This is a genomic window from Streptomyces sp. URMC 129, assembly GCF_051386415.1.
Lineage (GTDB): Bacteria > Actinomycetota > Actinomycetes > Streptomycetales > Streptomycetaceae > Streptomyces.
The window spans coordinates 41679-64122 of sequence record NZ_JBPQTQ010000010.1; the positions used below are offsets into that span (position 1 = coordinate 41679).

The window sequence follows — 22444 nt, forward strand, 5'->3', positions numbered from 1 at the left end:
CCACCCAAGTCGACTCGGGCCAGGCCGTGTTACGGGAGGGGAGTTTCGATGAACGAGGAGCAGCGTGCCAAGAGTGTGGACGCGCTCATGCGGTGGTCCGACGACAGCGGTATCGACCGATCCGCACTGGAGCGAATCTTCGATGGCCTGGAGGGCGCCAGTGGCCGCGGTGCTCCCCTGCAGGATCCGGCCTTCCTGTGTCCCGGCCTGGAGGCGCGGCCGTGGCATGACCCCGGCCGCTTTCCGTGGGTGAGGTTGCTGGAGCGGGACTACCCGGATATCCGGCGTGAACTGCTCGAACAGTCCGGAGCCATGTCGGCACACCCGGAATCCGGGACGCTGGCGGCGAGCGGTCAGTGGACGACGTACCACTTCTTCAACCTGGGGCGGCGCTATGAGGAGCACCACGCCCAGTGCCGGGCCACATCGCGGACTCTTCAGCAAGTGCCGGGCATCGCGTCGGCAGGCATGGCGTACTTCTCCCGGATGGCGCCGGGCACCGAGGTCAAGCCGCACTGCGGCTTCACGAACACGCGCATTCGCGCACATCTCGGCCTGGTCATACCGCCGGACTGCGCCATGCGGGTGGGCACAGAAACCCGGAGCTGGGAGGAGGGCAAGGTACTGGTCTTCGACGATTCCTTCGAGCACGCGGTACGCAACGACGCGGACAGCTGGCGCGCCGTACTACTGCTCGACACCTGGCATCCGGAGCTGAGTGCGGATGAATGCCACGCTCTGGGTTTCCTCATGACGCTATGGAAGTCGTACCTCGGGTGAGCAGTGGACTGAGGAGGTCCTATCGATGTACCTGCCCATCGGCAAGCCGGTCGCACCCGACATTCTGCGGGGCTTCAGCATGGCGGTGTGCCGCCATATGGGTGCCGATGCCGACGTGGCTGCGGAGGTGGCGGACCACCTTGTCGACGCCGACCTGGCCGGGCATCCCTCACATGGCGTCATGCGCCTGACACAATACGTCGACGAGTGGGAACGAGGTGACCTCGCACCTGAGGCGCGCCCTCAACTCTTGCGGGACGGACCGGGCGCCGCGCTCTTCGACGCAGCTCGGGGTTTCGGCCACTTCTCCACCATGGTGGCCTGTCAGTGGGCGGCAGCAGGGGCCGAGCGGCAGGGGGTGGCGATCGCCGCCATCCGGCACTCGGGCCACACCGGACGGCTCGGAACCTACGCCGAGTATCTGGCGCAACGCGGTCTGGTGGCGATCGTGCTGGTCGGAGCCGCGGGACACTCCGTGGGGGCCGCGGTGCTCCCCGGGACCTCGACCCGCTTTCTGGCCGCCAACCCCTGGGCCATCGGAATACCGGCCAAACAGAGGGCGCCCGTCGTGGTCGATGTCTCCACCACGATGCTAGCCGAAGGGAAGATCACCGTCGCCAGGGAGAATGGACAGTCCCTGCCTCCGGGATGCATCGTCGACGCGGACGCCCGGGACGGCCAGGATCCGGAGGACTACTTCAATGGTGGCGGACTCCTCCCGCTGGGCGGCCACACCGCGGGGCACAAGGGGTTCGGTCTGGGGTTGGCCGCGGCCCTGATCGGCTCCCTCGCCATGATCGGCGACCCGGATCCCACTCTGGCGGGAAGTCAGCTACCCACCTCGGCCGACCCCCGGGGTCGCGCAGGGGGCGCCGCAGTGATCGCCATCGACCCCGCAGCCCTCGGTGACGGCGCCCTTTACACCCACCAGGTCGCCCAGACCGCCTCTGCGGTGCTCCGCGCCGCGGGCGACGCGAGTTACATCCGGGTACCCGGCGCTCCGGAAGCCGCCGCTAGGCAGAGGCAGACAAAACACGGCGTCCGACTCGCCGACACCACGCGCAACGCACTGGAGGAGCTCGGCAAACGTCTGGAGATCGCCACCGGCTATGACAGGACGCTGCGCCCGCGCAGATGTACCGAGAACTCATCGTCAACGGAGGAGACAGACCATGACCGCTTGGGTTAAGGACAGTCGGCCGTATCTGGAGAGCTGGATCGACCGCACCGGTGCCGACCGGTCACAGCTGACCAGAATATTCGAGGGCATGGACGAGGGAGAGAGCCGCACGCCCTCCATCGAGACCGGCCCGCAACGCCCCGAGATCCTGTGCCCCGGGCTGGAGGCCTCCCCCTGGTGGGACAAGAGCCGCTTCCCGTGGATCCCCGGACTGGAGCAGGCGTACCCGGAAATCAGGGGAGAATTCCTCAGGGCATGGGGAGCAGCCGGCCCGAACGCAGATGGAATCATGCAGCATCCCAACTCGCACAACCTCGCCCGGAGCGGACGATGGAGCGCCTATTACTTCCATCTCCTGGGCCAGGTCAACCAGAAGAACATGGACTCCTGTCCTCGCACCAGCGCGGTGCTGTCCGGTATTCCCGGGGCCGACTCCGCCGGGATGTCCTACTTCTCCGTGATGGACCCGGGTACGCGTGTAGCGCCCCATTGCGGGTTCATCAATGTCCGTGTCCGCTGCCATCTCGGCCTGGTCGTTCCCAAAGACTGCGCCATGCGGGTCCACGAGGAGACCCGGGACTGGGCGGAAGGCGTGGCATTCACCTTCGACGACTCCTTCGACCACGAGGTGTGGAACAAGAGCGAGGGCATCAGGGCAGTCTTGCTCTTCGACGTGTGGCACCCGGATCTCAATGACACGGAGAAGGCCGCGATGACCTACATGATGCAGGTCTGGAAAGATTTCCTGTACCGGGACGTGAAGTGACGGCACCCATCGGCACGGAGACAGCCGAGGCGAAGGCGGCCCGTTCCTGGATCATCGCGAAGGACGTGCTGATCAAGACCACCGGTTTTCCCTTCGAATGCCTGGAACCCCTGCGCGCCCAGGACATCACCGAGAGTGCGCGGGCCTTGCTGGAGGTGTGCCGCGACGACCGCTTCCTCGAGGCGGTGATGCTGTCCAGCCCCGACGCGTTCGAGCAACTCGACCGTTGGCTGGCCAAGAACCCCGATCCGGCGCGCTTCCGCTCCGACGACCGCCGTAAGGCTCTGCTGGCGGCAATGTACTTGCAGCGGTTCTGCGCCAAGAACGAGAGCACCAGCTTTTTCGGCCCCGTCTTCTGGGCCCGTCTCACCGACGACAGCGCCGTCGTCCTGGAACAGGGGGAGGAAGGAGCCGCAGCACGCCGCGCGGTGTTCTGGAGCCACTGGGCCGCAGAGCTTGTTGCCGATCGGATGGCCGCCGACCCAGACGTGATGCCCTTCCTGGCTCCGGTACGCCCCCCCAACCTCGTCGAGCGGGAAGGTCTGCTGCGCGGTGTGCACTTCGTCGATCATCCGATCCAAGTGAGCGACATGCCGCCACCGGCAGCGGGCTCGCCCCAGTCCCTGCTCTTCAAGCTGGTGGATGGCAACCGCACCGTGCAGGAATGTGCCGACACGCTCGGGATCACCGTGGCAGAGGCTACCGAGCTGCTTCGAGATCTGGAGGCCCACGGGCTCGTCCGTTTCGGGCTGGATATTCCCGTCGGGGTGCTGGAACCGATGGACCACGTGCGGGCCTTCGTCGCCACCTTGCCCGGCGAGGCGCGCATGCGGTGGACGCGTAGATGCGACGAACTCGACGGACTTCGTGAGCGGTTCCGGCGCGCGGAAGGGCTGCGTGAACGCCGGGCCGCCCTGGACGCCACCCGCACGCGCTTCGAGGAGATCACCGGTGCCGCCTCGGCCAGGGGAGCGGGCGGCCACTACACGGACCGGGCCATCGTGCTTGAGGACTGCCTGCACCCGTGGAAGCGCTTCGACATCGGTGGCCCCGTCCGGGACTACCTTGAGGACGAGCTACAGATCGCTCTCAACCTCCTGTTCGAACTGCCCCTGGCCCGGCGCCGGGCGCGCGCCGCCGAAGTCGACCGCTGGTTCCTGGATCTTTTCGGTCGCGACCGGTCCGTCCCCCTGGACGAGGTGCTGCTGGCGTGGTCACGGGACGGCCACGCCTTCGGGGCGCAACTGCGCGCCCTGGACGGACGGATTCTGGAGTCAGGACCGTGCGCCATCAGCGACGTACTCCATCAGAACTCGGACCGCAGGAGCGTGAATCTCGATCTAGCCTGGGGGCGGGAGCGAGCTGGGGCCGTCACCTTCGACACCTGGTGTGTGGCGGGTGCCGACATCCTCCTGGGAGCGGCGGACCAGGACGCCCTGAACCGGGGCGACTTCCTGTCGGTAATCGGCGAGGTGCACGGGCTGCACGACCAACTGCTGCAAGGGTTGTGGACCGATCTTCACCCGAACGCGGACGCGTTGACGAGCGAGATCGCCGACATCATTTCAGGGCTGAGCGACACAACCATCTGCGATCCGGTGATGTGGCACTGGCGAAAGACGATCGCGCGGGCTCCGGCTCTGCCTGAGGTGGAGTTCGCCGGCCGCAGCCCACGCCCCCCGGGCCAGTTCGCTCGCGCCCGGGACCTGACTGTGCAGCATACGGGCGACCGTCTGCATCTGCATGCGGAGCCGCTCGGCCGCATCTCGCTGACGAGACCCCCGCTGCGGTCGTGGGGCGACGAGGTCGAGACCCTCTTCACGATCTTCACCGGGGCCCGCAGCCTCGGCCCCGATGACGGTCTACGACGCGTACCGGAGCATGTGAACCACCTGCCACGGCTCACGGTGGGGCGCACGGTGGTGCACCGGGAGACCTGGTGGCTGCCGCCTCCGCCGAGGGCCCGATGGCGGGCTATGACGGCCGAGAATCAGCGCCTGGGCCGCTGGGCACAGCAGGAATTCGGGCTGCCGGACGAGGTGTATGTCAAGTTCGCCGCAGAGCCCAAACCCGTGTTCGTGGATTTTCGCATCCCGGTGCTCGTGGAGCTCTTCACCAGGTTCTGGCAGCGGGCCACAACACCGGCAAAGGTGGTCGAGATGCTGCCCGACTCGAAGAACCTCTGGGTTCGGGACGGAAGCGGCAGGCATACCTGCGAATTACGTATCGGTTGCTATCAGTCAGAAAAATAGGAGCAAAGACATGGACGTGACGAACCCCTTCGAGGACCCGGAAGCACAGTACGTGGTCCTGGTGAACGATGAGAATCAGCATTCGCTCTGGCCGGTGTCAATCCCGGTGCCGGACGGCTGGACCATTGCCCACGGCGAGAGCAGCCGCGAAGACTGCCTCAAGTTCATCGAGGCGAACTGGACGGACATGCGTCCCCGGAGTCTTGTCGAGGCCATGGACGGCGGAGAGGGATCAGCGGCGAGCTGAGCGGCACCTTCGTCCACATGCGAAATCGTTCGGCGAGCCCGCAGTGAACAGGGTGGCCGCTCTTCCCGCGCGGCTCACTGCGGGCGGCGGCCGAGGAGGAAGCGAGGAGGCGAACCCGTGGGCGATGAGTTGCAGGAGGCCTGGCATGAACGGTCCGCGGTTACCGATGCGACAGGTGGACGCGCTGTGAAGACCCTGAGTCAGCCTCTCCGCCGCAGGAGTCACCGGCGAGCCCTGGTTGACCTTGTTGCCGGCGCAGCAGGTGTCGGGGCGGCAGCGGGTTGCCATGTACCAACAGGTACACGTTACCCGCGGCCAGGAGCGCGCGAGGATCAGGGCTGTGTGGGGCTTGCCCCCGCGAATGCCCTTGCAGATGCCTGCGGCCGAGATCCCGGTGTGCTGGCTGTTGGCAGCGTGGCCGACAAGGGCGAGGCGGGGGCGGCCATCCGCCGCCTGCCAGAAGGTCACTGCGCCGCCGTGTTGCCGGGCCACAGGAACCACGCCGGTCTTGGCGAGCCCACCGCTCCAGGAGCGTTTCAGGGCTGGCCCGAGTTCGGCGATGATCCGGCCGAGGTTGACCTTCCCGTTGCTGGGCGGGGCCGCGAACGGCCACGCATAGGGGTACATTGCGGCCACTCCCCCGATGGCCTGGGCAAGGGGCCGGATCGTGGCCCGGGTGCCCTGCACCCGCTCGACCTGCACCCGCTCGACCTGCACGCGGTCGACCTGCACGCGGTCGAGCTGTTCGGTGAGGGCCTCGCTGGGGCACAGGGTCGCCCTCAGCGTGAAGCACAAATGCCTTCCCCGGACATCGCGCGCTCTCCTGCCGGAGTAGCCGTGGTGCCTGCCCCGGGCTTCCCGTCGCCCCGCAGTGACTTTGGAGGCAGGGGCCGGGGAGCGGTAGGGCTCCACGGAGGCCAGGGCGATGTCACTGTCGAGGCCGGCGAGAACGGCTTGCCCATCGAGCCGGCATGCCTCCACGAGCACGGCGGGTTCGCTGGTCGCGGCGACGCGGACCGCAACATGATCGGCTCGCTGCCGGGTGCGGACCTGCGGCTCCAGGGTGACCCGCTCGACGGGGGCCAACCGGGGCCAGAGGTAGCCGTCGGTACGCAGACAGCCGGCGAGCTCGGGCTTGTCCGCGGTATCCGCCTTGGTCTTGCAGGCGGCCCGGCCCGGGCGCATCTCACCGAAGGCGCTGGGGTACTCGAGTATGACCGGGTGTCCGGCGGCCGACGGCCGGTCCGCGACCAGGGCGCGCGTGGCCTCGATGGCCCCCGGCGGATCTGCCGGGGTACTGCCTTCCCTGGCCGGTCCGCCCAGGGTCGGGGCGATGCCCTCCGCAGAGTGTACGAACTCCCGCCGGACCACCGGGGCGCCGGGGGTGTCCGTGACCGTCCCTTCGCGTGTCCCGGTCGCCCGGTCCCATCCGGTGAACACGAGGGGGACACCTCTGTGCCGTGCGCCAGATACCTGCTCGGTGGCGCGGACCTCTACCGGGAACTCATTGACCCCTGCTCTGCTGGGCATGCCTCGGGAGCCGATCGGACGGCCCCGGCCCAGCGAGGCCGGTACAGCTCACCGTGGCCGCCGCGCGGCTTGCGCGGCACGTCGCGCACCCACCGAGCCCGAGAGGTCACAACTCCACCCGTGAGGACAGCCGAAGGGATGGTCTCCTGATGAGCTCGGCGCAGTGCCCTCTTGGGCGACCCGGCATGGGGCTGGCAAGCCCTCATCAACTGGCCACACACGCAGGGAGAAGTGTCGTGGAGCAAGGGGGAAACGCGGTGGACGCCGCGGTGGCCGCCGCGATCACTCTGTCGGTCGTCTATCCCCATCAGTGTGGCGTCGGCGGTGACTTGATGGCACTCGTGGCTGTACCCGACGGGCGGGTTCTGACGGTCAACGCCACTGGAGCGGCGCCCGCGGCGGTCGTCCCCGGCGATTGGGCAACCGTGGGGGCCATGCCAACCAGAGGGCCGGACACGGTGACGGTACCGGGAGCTGCCGCTGGCTGGGCCACCTTGTCCCGGCTCGCGGGCCGTCTCCCCTTCCCGCGCCTGTTCGACTTCGCGGTCGCGTGTGCCACAGAGGGGGTTCCCGTGTCGCCGGGTTTGGCTCGTGCGCTCTCCCACGGACAGGAAGTCCTCGGGCTGGATCCCGGCATGCGGGCGGTGTTCTATCCCGACGGGGTGCCACTGCCAGTCAACTCCGTTCTGGCGCAGCCGGCGCTCGCACGAACGCTTGCCTCCGTCGCGGAGACACATGCCTCCTCCCTGTACAGCGGTGATGTCGGAACGGCTTTCGTCGCCTTCCTGCGCGGGCACGGCGCTGCGTTGAGCACCGGGGATCTGACTCGGCACGAGACAGAGATCACGGCGCCGATCGGGAGGGTCTTCGGTGGGGAGGAGTACCTCACCGCTCCCCCGAATTCCCAGGGGGTGCACTTGTTGCAAATCCTTGGTGCGTTTGACGTCCTCGCTGCGGACCTCGACCCCCTCGGCTCCGCCGCGAAAATGTGTGCACGCGTGTTCCAGGCGACTGCGGATGATCGTGCTACCTACCTTGCGGACCCCCGTGACGCCCCCGTTGACATCGAGTACCTACTGAGCGACGAGCGCATCGCGGAACTTCTCCGTGACGCTTCGCAACTTGGGCCGCGTATCGCTTCGGCTCCCCGCTCCACCGGGGACACTGCGGCAGTGGTCTCGGCGGACGGCGAAGGATATGCCGTCTCTCTGATACAGAGTCTTTTCCAGAGCTTCGGTTCGGGGCTGCTCGATCCTGTGACGGGAATTATTGCGCACAATCGCGGATCCGCCTTTTCCCTCGATCCGACATCACCCAATTACCTGCGAGGAGGAAAACGTCCGGCGCATACGCTCCTGCCGGTCATCACTCGCCGTGACGGCGATATCGCGGGCGCCCACGGAACCATGGGCGGGCCCGCACAGCCCCAGATTCACGCACAGTTCGCCGCGCACCTCAAAGCTGGGATGGGCGCGGCCGATGTCCTTGACCGCCCGCGGTGGGCCGTCACCGGACGGGCCCCAGGATGCCTGACCGGGATGATTGTCGCCGAGCAAGAGGTTCCCGCGGACGCGGTGGACGCCCTTGGCAGTGCGGGCTTTCGAGTTGTACGGCGCAACGACGACGCGGTGGGGCACGGCCAGATTGTGCGGCGTCGGCCCGACGGCTTTTCCGCCGCCGCGGACCCGCGCTCCGACGGGACCGCGATGACCTTACTCCCGCGCCCTGGGCGCGAGTCGCGTGACGACCAGGCTCCGGATCGCAGGATCTCCGGTGGAGATACCGATCGGACTGAATCAACCAAATCGTGTGCGACTTTCCCTGCCGAAGAAATATGACGCCGTCAAGGCCGGCGTCCGCTTATCCTCGGACGGACGACTACGCCTCTACCCTCGTCGAGCGCAACGGCGGTCGAGGAACCCTATTTATCTGTGTTCTCATCAAGGAGCCCGCATCGTGCGATACGAAATACTGGGGACCCTTCGGGTCGTTGACAGAGAATCGTGCAGGACGGCCGCCGGCAAGAAGTTCGAGACGGTTCTCGCCACGCTTCTCATCCGTTCACCCGAGATCGTCACCCCGGAGCAGCTCACGATGGAGATCTGGGGAGTCCGCCCGCCCGGCCGCGCGTCCGCCGGCCTCCATGTGTACATCTCCCGGCTGCGGAAGTTCCTCCTGTCGCAGGATCGGCCCGAGAGCCCGGTGGCCACCAGTCCGTCCGGGTACACCTTGCGAGTGGGGGACGATGAGGTGGACTTCGCCGAGTTCCTGCAGCTCGTCGAACGGGGTCGCGGGCACGTGAGGGACAGCAGATTCGCAGCCGCGGCGCAATGTCTCGACAAGGCGCTCGGCCTGTGGCGCGGCCCGGCACTCGGTGGCCACGGCAGCGGGCCGATCACCAGCGGTTTCATCACCAGGATGGCCGAGGCTCGCCTGGAAGGCCTGGAGCTGATGGCCGATGCCCAGCTGGGGCTGGGTCTGCACCGGGAACTCGTCGGCAGGCTCTACTCGCTCACCTCCGAGCACCCGTTGTGCGAGGCGTTCCACCGCCAGCTGATGATCGCGCTGTACCGCTCGGAGCGCCAGGCGGACGCGCTGAAGGCATATCACGTGGCGCGCACCACACTCAGGGAGGAATTGGGCGTGGAACCGGGGCGGGCACTCAGAGAGCTACAGCAAGCCATTTTGCACGGTGATCATCGCCTGAGCCCCTCTGCCGCCCTCACGTCCTGAGGGCCCATGCCCCCGCACCAGGGCTACTGGCTGCCCGGCCCGGTATGCACCGACCCGGGCGCGGCGGTCGGCAAGCCTCACCCGGCCGGGTCGTCATCCTGGCGGGCATGGGCTCGGCTGTTGTGCAGGTAGCGGGCGGGCTCGCCCGCATCTCCGACGAAGCTCAGCGTGCGATAGGGGCCGTGCCCCTTGCCCTCGGCCACGAAGGTGTCCTCCCGGAGCCACACATACCGCTCCGGCCGTGCCGCACCCGGGGGCCGCCGGGCCTCCCGCGGGCTCGTGACGCGGATGTCGAGACCGAGGCGCTCGGGCGCCGGGGAAACCCTGAAGGTACCGTGCGGGCCCCGGTAGGTCCCGGCGTAGCGCCGTGCCTTCGTGGCCGGCAACCGCGCGGGCGGTTCCGGCGGTTCCGGGGCACGAGGCATCCGTACGCCGCACACCTCCTCGACCAGCCCGGGCACGGTATCCTCGTACATCGCGCGGTCCCGGCCGCCATTGACCGCGAGCACCACTGACAGGCCGTGGTCGGGCAGGTTGCGCACGAAGAGGGATTGCCCGCTGTACTCTCCGTCGTGGCCGAACGCGCGGGTGCTGCCGCAGTCCCACAGTGCCCAGCCGAGACTCCAGTGGTCTGCCATCGTGGACCCCGGCACCGCCACCTCGGGGCGGGTCATCGCCGCCCGTGACTCCGCGCTGAGGAAGCGAGAGGCGGCGTCACCGGGGTCGGGCCGCAGATAGGCCGCGCAGAAGGACAGCACGGCCTGGCAGGACATCCGGATTTTGGCTCCGGTCGGTGAGCACGAGCGCGATGGCTGCTGGACCGGGACCACGACATGGGTTTCGTCCGCCACCACGGTGTGTCCGACGCTGTTGCGGAAGAACACCGCCTCGTCACTCGTCACGGCGACGCCGTCGAGTTTCAGCGGCAGCGTGACGTGGTCCCGTACCTGTTGTTCCCACGTCGTGCCGTCCAGAGTCGCAAGCACGTGACCGAGCAGGTTGAAACCCGCGTTGCAGTACGAGAAGACCTCCCCGGGGGGGTGAAGCTGCGGGACGTGGGAGAGTGAGTCCACGTAGCGGCCCAGCGCGTCGTCACCCGGGCCGAAGTCGGACATGCTCTCGCCGTGGAACCCCCCGCTGTGGTTCAGCAGGTGGCGGATCGTCAGGCGATCGGACGCCTCCGGGTCTGCGAGGGTGAAGCCGGGAAGGTGTCGGCGCACCGGATCGTCCGGGGAGAGCACGCCCTTCTCCACCAACCGCAGGGTGAGGGCGGCGGTCCACACCTTCGCGAAGGACCCGACGCCCACCAGGGTGTCCGGCGTCATCTCCAGCCGGGTGCGCTGGTTGGCGAGCCCGAACGCGGCAGTCCGGCGCTGCCCGTCGTGCGACATGGCAATCACCGCGCCGGGTACACCGTGTCGCACTGCCGTCGTCCGCAACAGGTCCGCCAGGTCCGGGTCGCCGCGTACCTGGGCCGCGTGCGGTGTGGCGTGCTCCGGCGTCATGGTCATGGTGTTTCCTTCCTGTGGCCTGGTGTGGTGCGCCGACGGCTGTGGTCATTCCGGGCAGGTCAGTTCACGATGAGCGTGGCAATCCTGCGTATGTTGAGGAAGTTGGCGCCGCTGATCTGCGTCATGGGGATGTCGGTGGACATCTCTCTGCTGATGAACCTGAGCAGCACGACGATCCGCATCGAGTCGAGCACGCCGTATTCCAGGAGCGGCGTGTCCTCGTCCAGTTCGCGGTCGGGATCTCCGGAGAGGAACGTCTCCCGTATGAACTCGACGAGTTTGTCCTTGACGGCCTGTTCGGACAGATGTGTGGCGGTCATCGGAGTCTCTCCTTGGCAGTGGTGTCCGCCCTGGCCGCAAGGGCCGCGCGGTCGATCTTCCCGTTGACGGTGCGCGGAAGTGCGGTGACGTGGTGGACGACGTCCGGGATCATGTACCGGGGCAGCCGTTCCGCGACGTGCCGCTTGAGGGACAGCACTCCCGGTGCGGCCCCGCTCCTGGCCACCACGAAGACGTCGAGGTGGCGGGAGAGCCCTTCTCCAGCCACGACGGCGGCGACCTCCGATACCTCCGGGTGGTCGGCGATGGTGGCCTCCACCTCGCCCAGCTCCACCCGGTGACCGCGCAGCTTCACCAAGCCGTCCTGTCGACCGAGGTAGTCGAAGGAGCCGTCCGGAAGCACGCGCACGATGTCGCCGGTGCGATGCGGGCCGGAGAGAGGGGGCCGGCCCCAGTAGCCCGGCATCACCGTCGGCCCTGCGACCAGGAGTTCGCCCTCCTCGCCCGGTCCGGCCACCCGGCCGTTTTCGGTCACGGCCCAGACAGTGTTGCCGGAGCTGGCCTTCCCGATCGGCGGGGGCCGGTCCTGTGCGAGCGTGGCGGTGGTCACCTCGTGAAAGGTGCACACATTGGTCTCGGTCGGTCCGTACAGGTTGAGCAGGCGCGCCCCGGTCCATGCAGCCAGCTCGCGCACCATGGGGATGGGAAAGGGCTCGCCGGCGAACAGCACCGCACGCAGGGCAGGCGGAGCATCGTCGTCCAGCAGACCGCCTTCGCGGATCATCAGCGACAGGGCGGAGGGCACCGAGTACCAGATGCTGATCCCGCGTTCGTGCAGGAAGCGGGTCAGGTGCTCCGGGGCGTAGCTGAGTTCCGTGGGCACCAGGTGCACCGAGGCTCCGGCGGCGAAGGCGCCGTAGAGGTCAAGGACCGAGAGGTCGAATCCGAAGGGCGCGTGGTTGGCGAACCGGTCCTCCGGTTGCGCGTCCAGCTCCGTGACCCACCAGTCCACAAAGGCCCGGGCGTTGCCGTGGGTGATCCGCACCCCTTTGGGGCGCCCCGTTGATCCCGACGTGTAGAGGATATAGGCGAGGTCCTCCGCCGCGCTCGGGTGGTCAAAGGGATCCGCCGGGGCAACGAAGTCGCCCCCGAGCACGAGGTGGTGGGGACACCCGTGCTCGGCGGGGGCCAGGCGGGGTGCGTTCTCGGGATCGCTGCACATGGCCGCCGGGAAGCAGTCGCGCAGGAGCGCGGCCACCCGGGCCGGGGGGGTGCTGCCGTCGACGGGTACATAGACGGCGCCAAGACGGAGGACGGCCTGCATCGCCGCCACACACTCGGCGGACTTGCTCGCCCACACCACGACCCGGTCTCCGACGCCGACGTGTTGGGCGGCCAGGCGTGCGGCGAGCGCGTCGGCCCGGCGGCTCAGCTCGCGGTAGGTCACCGTGGCGTCCGGGCCGCTGACCGCGACCCGCTCGGGATGGCGGGCCGCCGCTTCCTGTACCAGTTGGTGCAGGCTCACAGCCCGGCCTCCCGGGCGATCAGCTCGCTCTGGATCTCGGTGGTTCCGGAGAAGATGGTTGCCGGGATGCTGTCGCGCAGCTGCGCCTCTATGCCACTGCCGGACAAGTAGCCCGCTGCACCGAAGATCTGTACGGCATCCAGAGAGTTGGCCACCGCTGCTTCGGACACGGCCGTCTTGGACAGGGCGATGGAGGTGTCATCGTGCCGTTCACGGTCCAGGAGCCAACAGGCGCGGTAGAGCAGCAGTCTGGCGCCCTCCAGCCGCAGGCGCATGCGCGCGACGCGGTGCGAGACCGCCTGGTACTTGCCTATCTCCCTGCCGAACTGGCGCCGGACGCCGGCGTGTTCCGTGCACTGCTGCAACTGCCTTTCCAGCAGGCCGAGATAGAGCGCGGACAGGCAGGCACGCTCCCATCTCATGGAGTGCTGGAACACGGCGCTGCCCTGCCCCTCCTGGCCCAGGCGGTACCGCGCCGGGACCGAGCACGCATCGAACCGCACCTCACCCGCCGGGCATCCCCACAGCCCCATCTTGGGAAGTGAGTCGCCCACCGTGATCCCGGGCAGCTCGCGGGGCACGGCGAAGGCGCTGATACCGAGAAAGCCCGCCCGCCTGTCCGTCGTCGCGTAGCTGACCAGGACATCGGACAGCGGGGCGTTGCTGGCGAAGGTCTTCACGCCGTCCAGTACGTACGCGTCGCCGTCCACCACCGCCGTCGTGTCCAGCCGACCCACGTCCGACCCGGCAGCGGCCTCGGTCATGGCGTTCGCCGCGATCATCGTGCCGTCGGCCAGGCGGGGCAGGAGCTGGTCCCGAGTCTCCGGGACGGCGAAGGCCGCGACTGGCACACCGCAGGCCAGCAGGTGCGCCGCGACTCCGAAGGCGAGCCCGGTGTCCGGACAATGCTCGCCGAACGCCTCCAGGCACAGTGCCGTGTCCAGTGCCCCCAGACCGCCGCCGCCATGGCTGACCGGCAGGCACAGGCCGGTCAGGCCCAGCTCGGCCGTCTTGGCCCAGTCGGCGCGGTCGAAGTGGTCCCCGGGCCCGGTCCGAAGCCGCCCGGGGGAAAGCGTCCGCACGCCCTCGGCGATCGCCTCCCGGCGCTTTCTCTGGGCGACGGTAAGGTCGAAGTCCATGGGCGTCACCGCTCCTTCCGGCTCGTTGTGGTGTCGGCGGAGGCCCCGCCGTACGGGTTCCCGCCGCTGGCGCGTCGCGGATGCGCCTGATGCGCGCCGGCGGGCCCCGGTGGCCGGGTCGGTCACCTGACCGCCCGGGCGCTGCCGTGCACGGGGTTCAGAACGACGGGGCGTTCATGGGTCGGATGGTGCCCAGATACGGGTGCCACAGATGGTCCGGGTTGGACTCCACCTCCCGCAGGATCTCCCGCATCTCGGTCAGTGCCTTTGGCTCGTCCTCGTCGTAGAAGTCGCCCTGGAGCATCTTGAGGACGTCGAGCCGGTAGCGCGGGTCCTGCACGAACGCCGTGAAGAGCACGTTCAGCCGGTAATAGATGGAGATGAACTCGTACCAGTTGCGGACTGCCCGCCGCAGCTTCGTTTCGAACGCGGCGAACCGGGGGTGGGAGAAGTCCCCGGCTTTGCTGGCGGCGATGATGTCCTTGGCCGCCAGGCGCGCGCTGTTCAGCGCGACGCTCACACCGCTGGAGAAGATCGGATCCACGAAACGGGCGGCGTCCCCCACCATGACGAAGCGGTCACCGCAGATCTGCTTCATGGCGTAGCTGTAATCGCCCTCGGGTTTGAACTCCCGCAGGCGCTTCGCCTCCCGGAGACCGTTGCGCAGGTCCGGGCGGCTGGAGACGAAGTCCCAGAAGAACTTCTCCCGGTCGTCCTTGGCCGCCGCGAACCGTTCCTTCTGGGTGACCACGCCCACGCTGGTGATCGTGTCACTGATCGGGATCTGCCAGACCCAGGAGTCCTCAATGGGCAGGAAGTGGATGTGGATGTAGTCCTCGGTCCCCGGGTTGACCGCCATCTTCGTGCGGTCGAGTCCCTCGAACCAGGTGTGAATTGCATACTGGTTGAAGACCGGGTCCTGGACCTTGAGCTTGAGTTGACGGCCGATGACCGTGTGCCGCCCGGAGGCATCGACGACCATCCGGGTGGTGAAGTCGACGCTGCGCGGGCCCAGTCGGCAGCGCAGCGTGACCAGTTCGGGATCGGAGTCGAAATCCGCGCTGAGGACCCGGGCTCCGGAGAAGACGTCGGCACCCAGGCTCTCGGCGTGCTTGAGGAGAATGAGGTCGAACTTGGCCCGGTCGACGTGGTAGGTGTACTCTCGGTCGACCTCTGGTTGATCCAGTTCCATGAACATGATGTCTGCGGCCCAGGTGTGGTCCAGGCCGGTGAATCCGTTCCTCGGGAGGTCCCGGGTCTCGGCTGAGGTCCAAGCCGCGCCGTACTTCTTGGGGAACCCTGCGGCGTCGATGTCATCGATGACACCGATCTCGGTCAGTACCGGAGTGGTGGCGGGCACCAGCGATTCGCCGACGTGTGGTCGCGGGAAGAACTCGCTCTCGAAGACCGCCACGCGCAGGCCGGCGGATGCCAGGTAGGACGCAGTGGTCGACCCCGCCGGTCCGCCACCGATCACCGCGACATCGAAGTCAGCTTCCATGTACTCCCCCTTTTGCGTTGCACGACTGGAGGTCCCGGACCGGAGGAAAGCCTGACGCAGGGCGCTAACACCGAGCTAAGAGTCCGCCAAGGCCAGAGCCGGGCGGGTCCAGCAGGCGCTCGGGGCAGTCCGGGCCGACATGTGATGGGGTGTCACCGGACCAACGCGGTGGCGCACTTCCCACGGGCGGGTTCGTGCGCGGCGGCGCCGCGCTCACGGCGGCGGCGCCGCGCCGCAGGTCGCGGTGTCGCCCCGCGTGTCGTCGCCGCACGGCGGGGCCAACTTCGCGCGTCGGATGGCCGAGGACGTCAGCACGATGCCTGATCCCACCAGGCCGAGCGCGGAGCAGATGAGGAACACCGAGGTAGTACCGATCGTGGCCGCCGTGGTTCCGAACACGGGGATGGTGAAGGGCGCGAGACCGAAGCCCACCAGGGTGCCGAGAGACATGATCCGCCCCAGCATGGCCGGCTCAGTCGCGGTCTGCACGAACGCCAGGGCCAGGGCGCCGTTCAGCCCCAGCAGACCTCCCGTGGCTGTGCTGGCCAGCACAGCCACGGGCAGCGTGCCGGCCCAGGCAAAGCAGCCGATCCCCAGAGAACCCGCGATCATCGTGCCGCAGTACACCACGCCCGGCCGGGGCAGGTTCGCCCACCAGGTGAGCAAGAGGCCGCTCGCACCCGCCCCCGCCCCGAACGCGGCGATGATCCAGCCAGCGCCGGACGCGCCCCAGTCCCGGTCGTCGGCCAGGAAGAGGAAGCCGACGTTGAGGGGACCGACGGTGGCGATCTCCACCAGTGCGATCGACACCAGCACCGCACCGACGAGACGCCGGGAACGGGCGTAGGCGAAGCCGTCCATGAGGTCCCGCCACAGCTCGCCGCGCGGGTACTCGCTCTCCTCGTCGCCACCGTGAACAGGCAGGGTGCGGACGAGCATCAACAGGAGGAGGGAGAGGGCCAGCAGCATACCTACCGCGCCGAAGACCGCCGCAGGTCCGCCGAGACCCATTGCCAGACCGGCGAAGGGGGGACCCGTGACACTGCCCAGTCGCAGGGTGAAGCTGCGCATGCCCTGGAGGCGGACCAGCTGGTCCTGGCGGGTGATCAGGGCAGGGAGCGCGCCCACCGATGGCATGAAGAACGCGTCCACGACCCCGAACAGGATCGCGACAGTGAACAGCAGCCACAGCGTCGGCGATGTGAGGACCAGCCCTGCCGCGAAGGTCAGGATCACCGCGCAGCGGACGGCGTCGCTGACGATGACCACGAGCCGGGGCCCGAAGCGGTCAGCGATCGCCCCGCCCACCAGCATGAGCAGGACCCGCGGCGCCGCGCCGGCGGCAACCACCCATCCGACCTGGGCAGGACCGGCGATCTCGTTCGCGGTCCAGCCGAGTGCCAGGAAGTACGCGCTGTTGGCGACGCAGGAGAAGGCGTACGCGAGTAGCCAGCGAAAGACGTTGGGGTCACGGTGGGCTGGTCCAGTGGAGTTCCGCACCTTGGTGCCTCCTTGATGTCCTGGATCGGCCGGCGTCCGGATCGGAGCTGGCCGTGGGGGGGGCGTGGTGGTGGTGCGCGGGACCGAGGCCCCGCCCCATACCCAACAGAGAGTCAACTGACGTGTTCTGGAACTCAGTTCGTCGCACGACGATACAACTTACAAAACTCCTTTGCATAGAATCTTTGCGTCGTCCTGTGCCGTTGCCTCAGCGTCCGCGTCCAGCGGTCCGCCGGGGAACTCGACCCCGGACCGGAGCCGCCCGGCAGCGGGTCGCCGTCCCGAGTGCCTGCGCTTGGCGCCGGGGCCGGTGTCCTTGTAGTGTCGGCGCATGTCCCGTCACGGCCCTCGGGTCCAACGGCTCAACGCGCAGTCCCTGCTGGGCATCGCCCACCCGCTGCGCATGCGACTGCTGAGTTCGCTGCGCGAACACGGCCCGGCGACGGCCTCCCAACTCGCGGAACGACTAGGTGAGTCGAGCGGGGCTACGAGCTACCATCTGCGCCAGCTCGCCGCGTTCGGTTTCGTTGAGGACGACCCCGACCGGGGAACGGGGCGCGAACGGTGGTGGCGGTCCGCGTACGACAGCACCCTGGTGGACGCCACCAGCGGGGTACTGGACCACGCCGACCCGCAGGTGCGCGGCGCGCTCCACCTGTACCAGCAGGAGGTCGCCGCTTACCACGCTCTGGAGCAGGCCAGCTTCCTCGGCTCGTTCCACGAATGGCCCGCGTCGTGGCGTGAGGCGTCCGACCTGAGCGACTTCACACTGCACCTCACGGTACGTCAGGCGCGAGAGCTGGTCGAACGGCTTCACGCGGTGATCGCGGAATACCGTGCCGCCGTGAAGGGGACGGACGGGACTCAGCCCGTCCGCGTGCACCTGCATGCCTTCCCGCACCCGGCAGAGCCACCGGAGTGAGCGAGTCGATCGCGCAACGTGACTGATCCGGCTCACGGTTGACGCCGAGCCGATCCAGCACCACGCGGTGCAGCTTGGCCACGCCCGAGCGGAGGCAGTCCGTAGAGCGTCGGTGCACTGTCTGCCGGAAGACCCCCGAAGACCGTCGGCAACTGCCGACGGTGCAGCTGGAGGTGGTGACAAAGATGATTGCTGCGAGCACCGCGCGGTCATCGCACCGCCTGCGGCCCCGCCCTGAGTGCGTACCGCAGGTCCAGTGGCCACATCCTGGAAGGTCTCCACAGCGCACGTCCGGCACCAGCCGTTCAATTAACGAGCAGGCAGCCCATCAGTTTCGACTCAATATCGATCTCTGCCGGGATCGGGCGTGATCAAGGGCGGGCATTATGCGGCGTCTGTCGCCCGCTGCGCAGGAGGGTCTGCGGCTGCGGGTGATGAGCGGGAAGTGGTGCCAGACCCACGATTCACCCCTCGCAGGCACTCGTCACCCGTGCCGCTGCGGATGTCCGGTGCGCCGATCTCTTTCAATGGGGTCGAAGGACAGGCTCAACACATTGGGGGGTGCTGCGATCGTTGCTGCAACTCCAGGATCGTCTGCAAGGATTGCAGCCTGAAGACGCTGCAAGTCGGGTGCCGGCTCGATTCCTAGCGTATCGACGAGAATCCGCCGTGAGGACGTGTATGCCTCCAAGGCGTCAGCGCGACGTCCCGACCGGTACAATGCCAGCATCAAATAGCCGCACAGCCTCTCGCGAGTCGGATTGTCGAAGAGTGCCATTTCCAGCTCACCGATGACTTCGCGGTGATGCCCCGCAACCAGCTGCAGCTCGATGTATTCCTCGTAGGCGCACCAACGCTCCTCGTTCAGCCAGGTTGCCCGCGCCTGCATGTACCTGCTGGTCAGGCCGTACAGCGCCGGCCCCTGCCAGACTTGAAGCGCCTGCAGGTATGCCGATACCGCCTCGTCGTGTCGCTCATGCATCCGAGCGGTGTGAGCGCTGTCCCGCAGCGATTTGAAAATCTCGAAGTCGAGCGAACGGTCCTCGATCTTCAGCGAGTAGCCAGTGGCGCGGGTCTCAATCAGGGCATTGTGGCCGAGCCCGGCGAAAGTGCGCCGAAGTATGGAGATGCACGCCTGGACCTGTTTGCGTGCTGTCGACGGGGCGTCATCCCAGATCGACTCGATGAGGTAGTCGACGCTGACAACGTTGGGGGCATGGAGAAGGAGGGCCGCCAGGACGGCCCGCTGCCGGGGGGACTGGAATTCCACTTCTTCCCCGCCGACAAGGGCTCCGACGGGACCGAGCACGCGGAAACGTAAGTGTGCGGGCGTACGACCGATGTCCGTCATAGCGATGCGTCCTCCGGGCTGTGGATAGCTGGCGGGTTGCTCCGGTTGCCCGGAGGATGCGGGCACCGAACAGTGCCTGGCAAACGTCAACGCGCGTCGCAGCCCAGGTACGGAGTACTCGCGGGCAGAGCCGGCGCGTGAGGGCCCCATGCCTCGGGGCCGCCCCCGTCCGGGCAGCCGGGCAAGGCCAATGGGCTATGCACTCGGGGAACTGACCTCGGGACACGACCCGGATGGGCCGGGTCTCCGCCCACGGGAGGCGGGCGGAGCTCCGTAGCAACGGCCAGGGAGAGGCCGTTGCGTTCAGGAAGCGACCGGAAAATCGGCCACCAAGGGCGTCATTCGCGGGCGTTCATGTGCGGTTCGACGTCCAGAGCGGTGTCGCCGACCCACACCTGTCCGTGGTAGTTGATATCGGTGCGCGTCCCGACCGTGCCCGCCCTGCCGCTTGAACCACACCGGGCGGTAGTCGCCGTGCAGATGACCAGTTTCCCGTCGTGCTGGTACTCGACGAACGCGCCGCCCCCCTTGTCCAGGTGGTCCGAGCCCACGCCCGCCCCGGCGGGCGTCCCCGCGGCGACGGTCAGCCCGGGGGCCAGGGTGAGCGCGCCCAAAAGGCCCCCGGGCATGGTCGGATACCGGGCAAGCATGAGACGTTTCCTTTCTGGCGGTCCGCGCCGACGCGCGTGGGACCGGGCTGTCCGGAGTGCCGATCAGGCCCGCGCCGTCGGAGCCGTCGCCGGGCCGCGGCAATGAGTCGGTAAACGGATCCCCCGCAGCACCTCCCCCGTGCAGCGCCTCATCGGTGCATTCCCCTGCGCCGATCCTGCACCGATCCCCCACACGGCCGGAAGCCGGAAGACCATAGCCTTCCCGAACGGATCGATAACCTGGAACGTATGACCGACGACGCCGGGGCGAAGTCGGGCCATGCGGACCTGGACACCCGACGCGAGCCCAGCCCCCACCAGTTGAGGCTGTTCCTCGCGCTCGCCGAGGAACTGCACTTCGGCCGTGCCGCCGCCCGGATGTACATGACGCAGCCCGCCCTCAGCCAGCAGATCCGCGCCCTGGAGACCCGGCTCGGCGTGGCCCTGGTCGACCGCACCAGCCGCACGGTCACCCTCACCCCGGCCGGCCTGGCCCTCCTCCCCGAGGCCCGGGCGATCGTGGACTCCATGGCCCGCCTGCGCCGCCACGCCGACACCCACGCCCGCGAGCTGCGCGGGCACCTCGTCATCGGCTTCATCGGCGCCGAGTCGGCCATGCCCCACACCCACGCCGTCCTTGCCACGCTGCACGGCCGCCATCCCCGGGTCAGCGTCGAGATGCGGCTGCTGGACTTCGCCGACCAGATCCAGGCCCTGACCAACGGTGACGTCGACGCCGCGTTCCTGCGGCCCCCGCTCCCGCCCGGCATCCAGAGCCTGCACCTGGCGAGCGAGCCCCGCCTGGCGTGCCTGCCCGCCAGTGATCCCCTCGCGGCCACCGGCGAGCCGATCGTCCTGGCCCAGCTCGCGGACCACCCCGTCGTCGGCCTGCCCGCCCGGACGCCACGCGTCTGGCGGGACTACTGGGCCGTCGACCCCCGCCCGGACGGGACTCCCGCGCGGTTCGGGCCGGTGGTGACGGATCTGGAGGCCCTGCTGCACGCCGTCTCGCGCGGCCAGGCCATGGGCTTCCTGCCCGCCGCCGCCCGCCGCCTCTTCCCCCGGCCCGGCGTCGCCTACGTGGACGTGGCCGACCTCTCACCCTGCACCTCGGCCCTGGCCTGGCTCCCGCACAAGCGCACGCATCCCACCGTCGCCGCCCTGCGCGAGGCGGCCCGCGTCACGCTGCGGCGGACCCGCGCGACCGCGTCCTGACCGCGTGTCCGGCGCGGGGCGCCGTCCGGGGGCCGCCACACCCGTTCGCACTCCCCGTCGTACCGTGAACGGATGTCCGTCAAGCTGTCGTTGAACTATCCCGCACCGCTGCCGACAGGTCACACGGTCGAGGTGACCGAGTACGCCGACACCAGGCCGGAGGAGAGGCGCCAGGGCTTCGACATGAGCGAGGCGTTCCGGCACCCGGTGGTCGTGGACCTCGACACCGGGATCCGCTACATGAACCACGTCCACGCCCGCGCCTACGGAAACGGCGGCAACACGTTCGCCGCCAACGACTACCCGTTCACCCCCCGGGCCAACCTCGTCGTCAGCCGCGTGTACCGCGGGCGGGTGGCGGCCTGCACCCTCGTCTTCGTGGAGGGGCTGTCGGTGCAGCACACCATGCTGCTCCTCGAACCTCTCGATTCCTAGGGTCCGGGCACACGGCCGGGGCGCGAGCCTCCCACCTCCCCGGTGCAGGCCGGGGAGGCGGGAGGGGTGTGCCGGGCCCCGGACCGGCCGGGCCAGCCCCGGACCGGCGCGGTCACGCCGTACGCGCCATCGGGCCATTTGACCAGATCCGGCGCGGATCGCGGACCGTTCCGCCGCGGTGCGATGCGCGTCTCGGCCACTCCCCCGGCCAGGATGTCCGGAAGTCCACGGGCCGCCCGCCGCGGCGGCGTCCAGCAGGCCCTGGATCTCGATCTTCTTCATCCCGAGCATGGCCGCCATCACCCGGTTCGCCTTCGCCCGGTCCGGATCGGCGATCAGCTCGTGCAGCGCCCGGGGCACGATCTGCCACGACAGGCCGAACCGGTCCTTCAGCCAGCCGCACGGCCCGTGCTCGCCACCGCCCTCGGTGAGCTTCTCCCACAGCCGGTCGACCTCCGCCTGGTCCGCGCAGTCCACGGACAGCGAGATGGCCTCGGTGAAGGGGAACTCCGGCCCGCCGTTGAGCGCGATGAACCGCTGCCCCGCCAGCTCGAAGGTGATGGTCATGACCGACCCCGCCGGGCCGGGACCGACCTCGCCGTACCGCTGGACGTCGACCACCAGCGAGTCCTCGAAGACCGACGTGTACAGCTCGACGGCCTCCTCCGCCTGGTCGTCGAACCACAGGAACGTCGTGATCTTCTGCTGCCCCATGCTGTCTTCCCTTCCACCCGGCCGGAGTCCGGCGCCGCTGTCATGGAGGTAGACCGGCCTGCCGGGCGGGACTCATCGTCCGCCCCCCACCACGCGGATGTGACCTGGATCACACACGAGACCGGCGCGGGGTGAACCGCGGGTGAAGCCGGGTCAGCTCGCCGCCCCCGCCGCCTGGTCGCGGGGCGGTGGCGGGGGCGCGGTGGTGCCGCGG

The 22444-nt window shown here is 68.6% G+C and carries 19 protein-coding genes and 1 pseudogene; 10 read left to right on the forward strand and 10 right to left on the reverse strand.

The window, feature by feature from the left end; genetic code table 11:
• Positions 1-48 precede the first annotated feature (48 nt).
• Genes ACSNOC_RS03855 through ACSNOC_RS03875 form a run of 5 tightly spaced genes read left to right on the forward strand, consistent with a single transcriptional unit; the run spans position 49 to position 5225 of the window.
• The gene (locus ACSNOC_RS03855; RefSeq protein ID WP_436745785.1) at positions 49-780 is read left to right on the forward strand and encodes an aspartyl/asparaginyl beta-hydroxylase domain-containing protein; all 732 of its coding nucleotides are present in this window, start codon (positions 49-51) and stop codon (positions 778-780) included.
• Between the two features lie 25 nt (positions 781-805).
• Positions 806-1969, forward strand: coding sequence for an Ldh family oxidoreductase (locus tag ACSNOC_RS03860; protein ID WP_436745786.1), 1164 nt, complete (start codon positions 806-808; stop codon positions 1967-1969).
• On the forward strand, positions 1953-2726 hold the full coding sequence (locus ACSNOC_RS03865) for an aspartyl/asparaginyl beta-hydroxylase domain-containing protein (RefSeq protein WP_436745787.1): 774 nt from the start codon (positions 1953-1955) through the stop codon (positions 2724-2726). The genes ACSNOC_RS03860 and ACSNOC_RS03865 overlap by 17 nt, the downstream gene beginning before the upstream one ends.
• On the forward strand, positions 2723-4978 hold the full coding sequence (locus ACSNOC_RS03870) for a lantibiotic dehydratase (protein ID WP_436745788.1): 2256 nt from the start codon (positions 2723-2725) through the stop codon (positions 4976-4978). Before ACSNOC_RS03865 ends, ACSNOC_RS03870 begins: the two co-directional genes overlap by 4 nt.
• A gap of 16 nt (positions 4979-4994) precedes the next feature.
• The gene (locus ACSNOC_RS03875; protein WP_436745802.1) at positions 4995-5225 is read left to right on the forward strand and encodes an MbtH family protein; all 231 of its coding nucleotides are present in this window, start codon (positions 4995-4997) and stop codon (positions 5223-5225) included.
• Here the strand turns inward: ACSNOC_RS03875 and ACSNOC_RS03880 are convergent.
• Positions 5211-6665, reverse strand: coding sequence for a hypothetical protein (locus tag ACSNOC_RS03880; protein ID WP_436745789.1), 1455 nt, complete (start codon positions 6663-6665; stop codon positions 5211-5213). The two genes, ACSNOC_RS03875 and ACSNOC_RS03880, sit on opposite strands and share 15 nt — an antisense overlap.
• A gap of 275 nt (positions 6666-6940) precedes the next feature.
• On the opposite strand from ACSNOC_RS03880, the gene ACSNOC_RS03885 reads away from it, so the two are divergent.
• The gene (locus ACSNOC_RS03885; protein WP_436745803.1) at positions 6941-8593 is read left to right on the forward strand and encodes a gamma-glutamyltransferase family protein; all 1653 of its coding nucleotides are present in this window, start codon (positions 6941-6943) and stop codon (positions 8591-8593) included.
• 118 nt (positions 8594-8711) lie between these two features.
• Positions 8712-9488 carry an AfsR/SARP family transcriptional regulator gene (locus ACSNOC_RS03890; protein WP_436745790.1) on the forward strand — a complete coding sequence of 259 codons (777 nt, stop codon included), beginning with the start codon at positions 8712-8714 and terminating at the stop codon, positions 9486-9488.
• Positions 9489-9565: 77 nt separating this feature from the next.
• Here ACSNOC_RS03890 and ACSNOC_RS03895 read toward each other — a convergent pair whose 3' ends face one another.
• The 6 genes from ACSNOC_RS03895 to ACSNOC_RS03920 form a co-directional block, all read right to left on the reverse strand.
• Entirely contained in the window at positions 9566-10999 is a 1434-nt protein-coding gene (locus ACSNOC_RS03895) for a serine hydrolase domain-containing protein (protein ID WP_436745791.1), read from the reverse strand.
• 59 nt (positions 11000-11058) lie between these two features.
• Positions 11059-11319: an ACP domain-containing protein gene (locus ACSNOC_RS03900; RefSeq protein WP_436745792.1), complete on the reverse strand. Its 261-nt coding sequence runs from the start codon at positions 11317-11319 to the stop codon at positions 11059-11061.
• The gene (locus ACSNOC_RS03905) at positions 11316-12803 is read right to left on the reverse strand and encodes an amino acid adenylation domain-containing protein (protein ID WP_436745793.1); all 1488 of its coding nucleotides are present in this window, start codon (positions 12801-12803) and stop codon (positions 11316-11318) included. Before ACSNOC_RS03905 ends, ACSNOC_RS03900 begins: the two co-directional genes overlap by 4 nt.
• The gene (locus ACSNOC_RS03910; RefSeq protein ID WP_436745794.1) at positions 12800-13942 is read right to left on the reverse strand and encodes an acyl-CoA dehydrogenase family protein; all 1143 of its coding nucleotides are present in this window, start codon (positions 13940-13942) and stop codon (positions 12800-12802) included. The genes ACSNOC_RS03905 and ACSNOC_RS03910 overlap by 4 nt, the downstream gene beginning before the upstream one ends.
• A gap of 157 nt (positions 13943-14099) precedes the next feature.
• Entirely contained in the window at positions 14100-15443 is a 1344-nt protein-coding gene (locus ACSNOC_RS03915) for an NAD(P)/FAD-dependent oxidoreductase (RefSeq protein ID WP_436745795.1), read from the reverse strand.
• Positions 15444-15656: 213 nt separating this feature from the next.
• Positions 15657-16943, reverse strand: a complete 1287-nt coding sequence (locus ACSNOC_RS03920) for an MFS transporter (protein ID WP_436745796.1) — start codon at positions 16941-16943, stop codon at positions 15657-15659.
• Positions 16944-17274: 331 nt separating this feature from the next.
• On the opposite strand from ACSNOC_RS03920, the gene ACSNOC_RS03925 reads away from it, so the two are divergent.
• Entirely contained in the window at positions 17275-17865 is a 591-nt protein-coding gene (locus tag ACSNOC_RS03925; RefSeq protein ID WP_436745797.1) for an ArsR/SmtB family transcription factor, read from the forward strand.
• A 484-nt stretch (positions 17866-18349) separates the two neighbouring features.
• Here ACSNOC_RS03925 and ACSNOC_RS03930 read toward each other — a convergent pair whose 3' ends face one another.
• Positions 18350-19216, reverse strand: a complete 867-nt coding sequence (locus ACSNOC_RS03930; protein WP_436745798.1) for an AfsR/SARP family transcriptional regulator — start codon at positions 19214-19216, stop codon at positions 18350-18352.
• Between the two features lie 338 nt (positions 19217-19554).
• Positions 19555-19866 carry a hypothetical protein gene (locus ACSNOC_RS03935; protein WP_436745799.1) on the reverse strand — a complete coding sequence of 104 codons (312 nt, stop codon included), beginning with the start codon at positions 19864-19866 and terminating at the stop codon, positions 19555-19557.
• 249 nt (positions 19867-20115) lie between these two features.
• Between ACSNOC_RS03935 and ACSNOC_RS03940 the strand changes: the two genes are divergently transcribed.
• Together ACSNOC_RS03940 and ACSNOC_RS03945 are read left to right on the forward strand one after the other, a co-directional pair.
• Entirely contained in the window at positions 20116-21081 is a 966-nt protein-coding gene (locus ACSNOC_RS03940; RefSeq protein ID WP_436745800.1) for a LysR family transcriptional regulator, read from the forward strand.
• A gap of 72 nt (positions 21082-21153) precedes the next feature.
• Positions 21154-21516, forward strand: a complete 363-nt coding sequence (locus ACSNOC_RS03945; protein WP_436745801.1) for a hypothetical protein — start codon at positions 21154-21156, stop codon at positions 21514-21516.
• A gap of 246 nt (positions 21517-21762) precedes the next feature.
• Here the strand turns inward: ACSNOC_RS03945 and ACSNOC_RS03950 are convergent.
• A pseudogene (locus ACSNOC_RS03950) lies at positions 21763-22230 on the reverse strand (VOC family protein); the annotation flags it as partial.
• Positions 22231-22444: the final 214 nt, after the last annotated feature.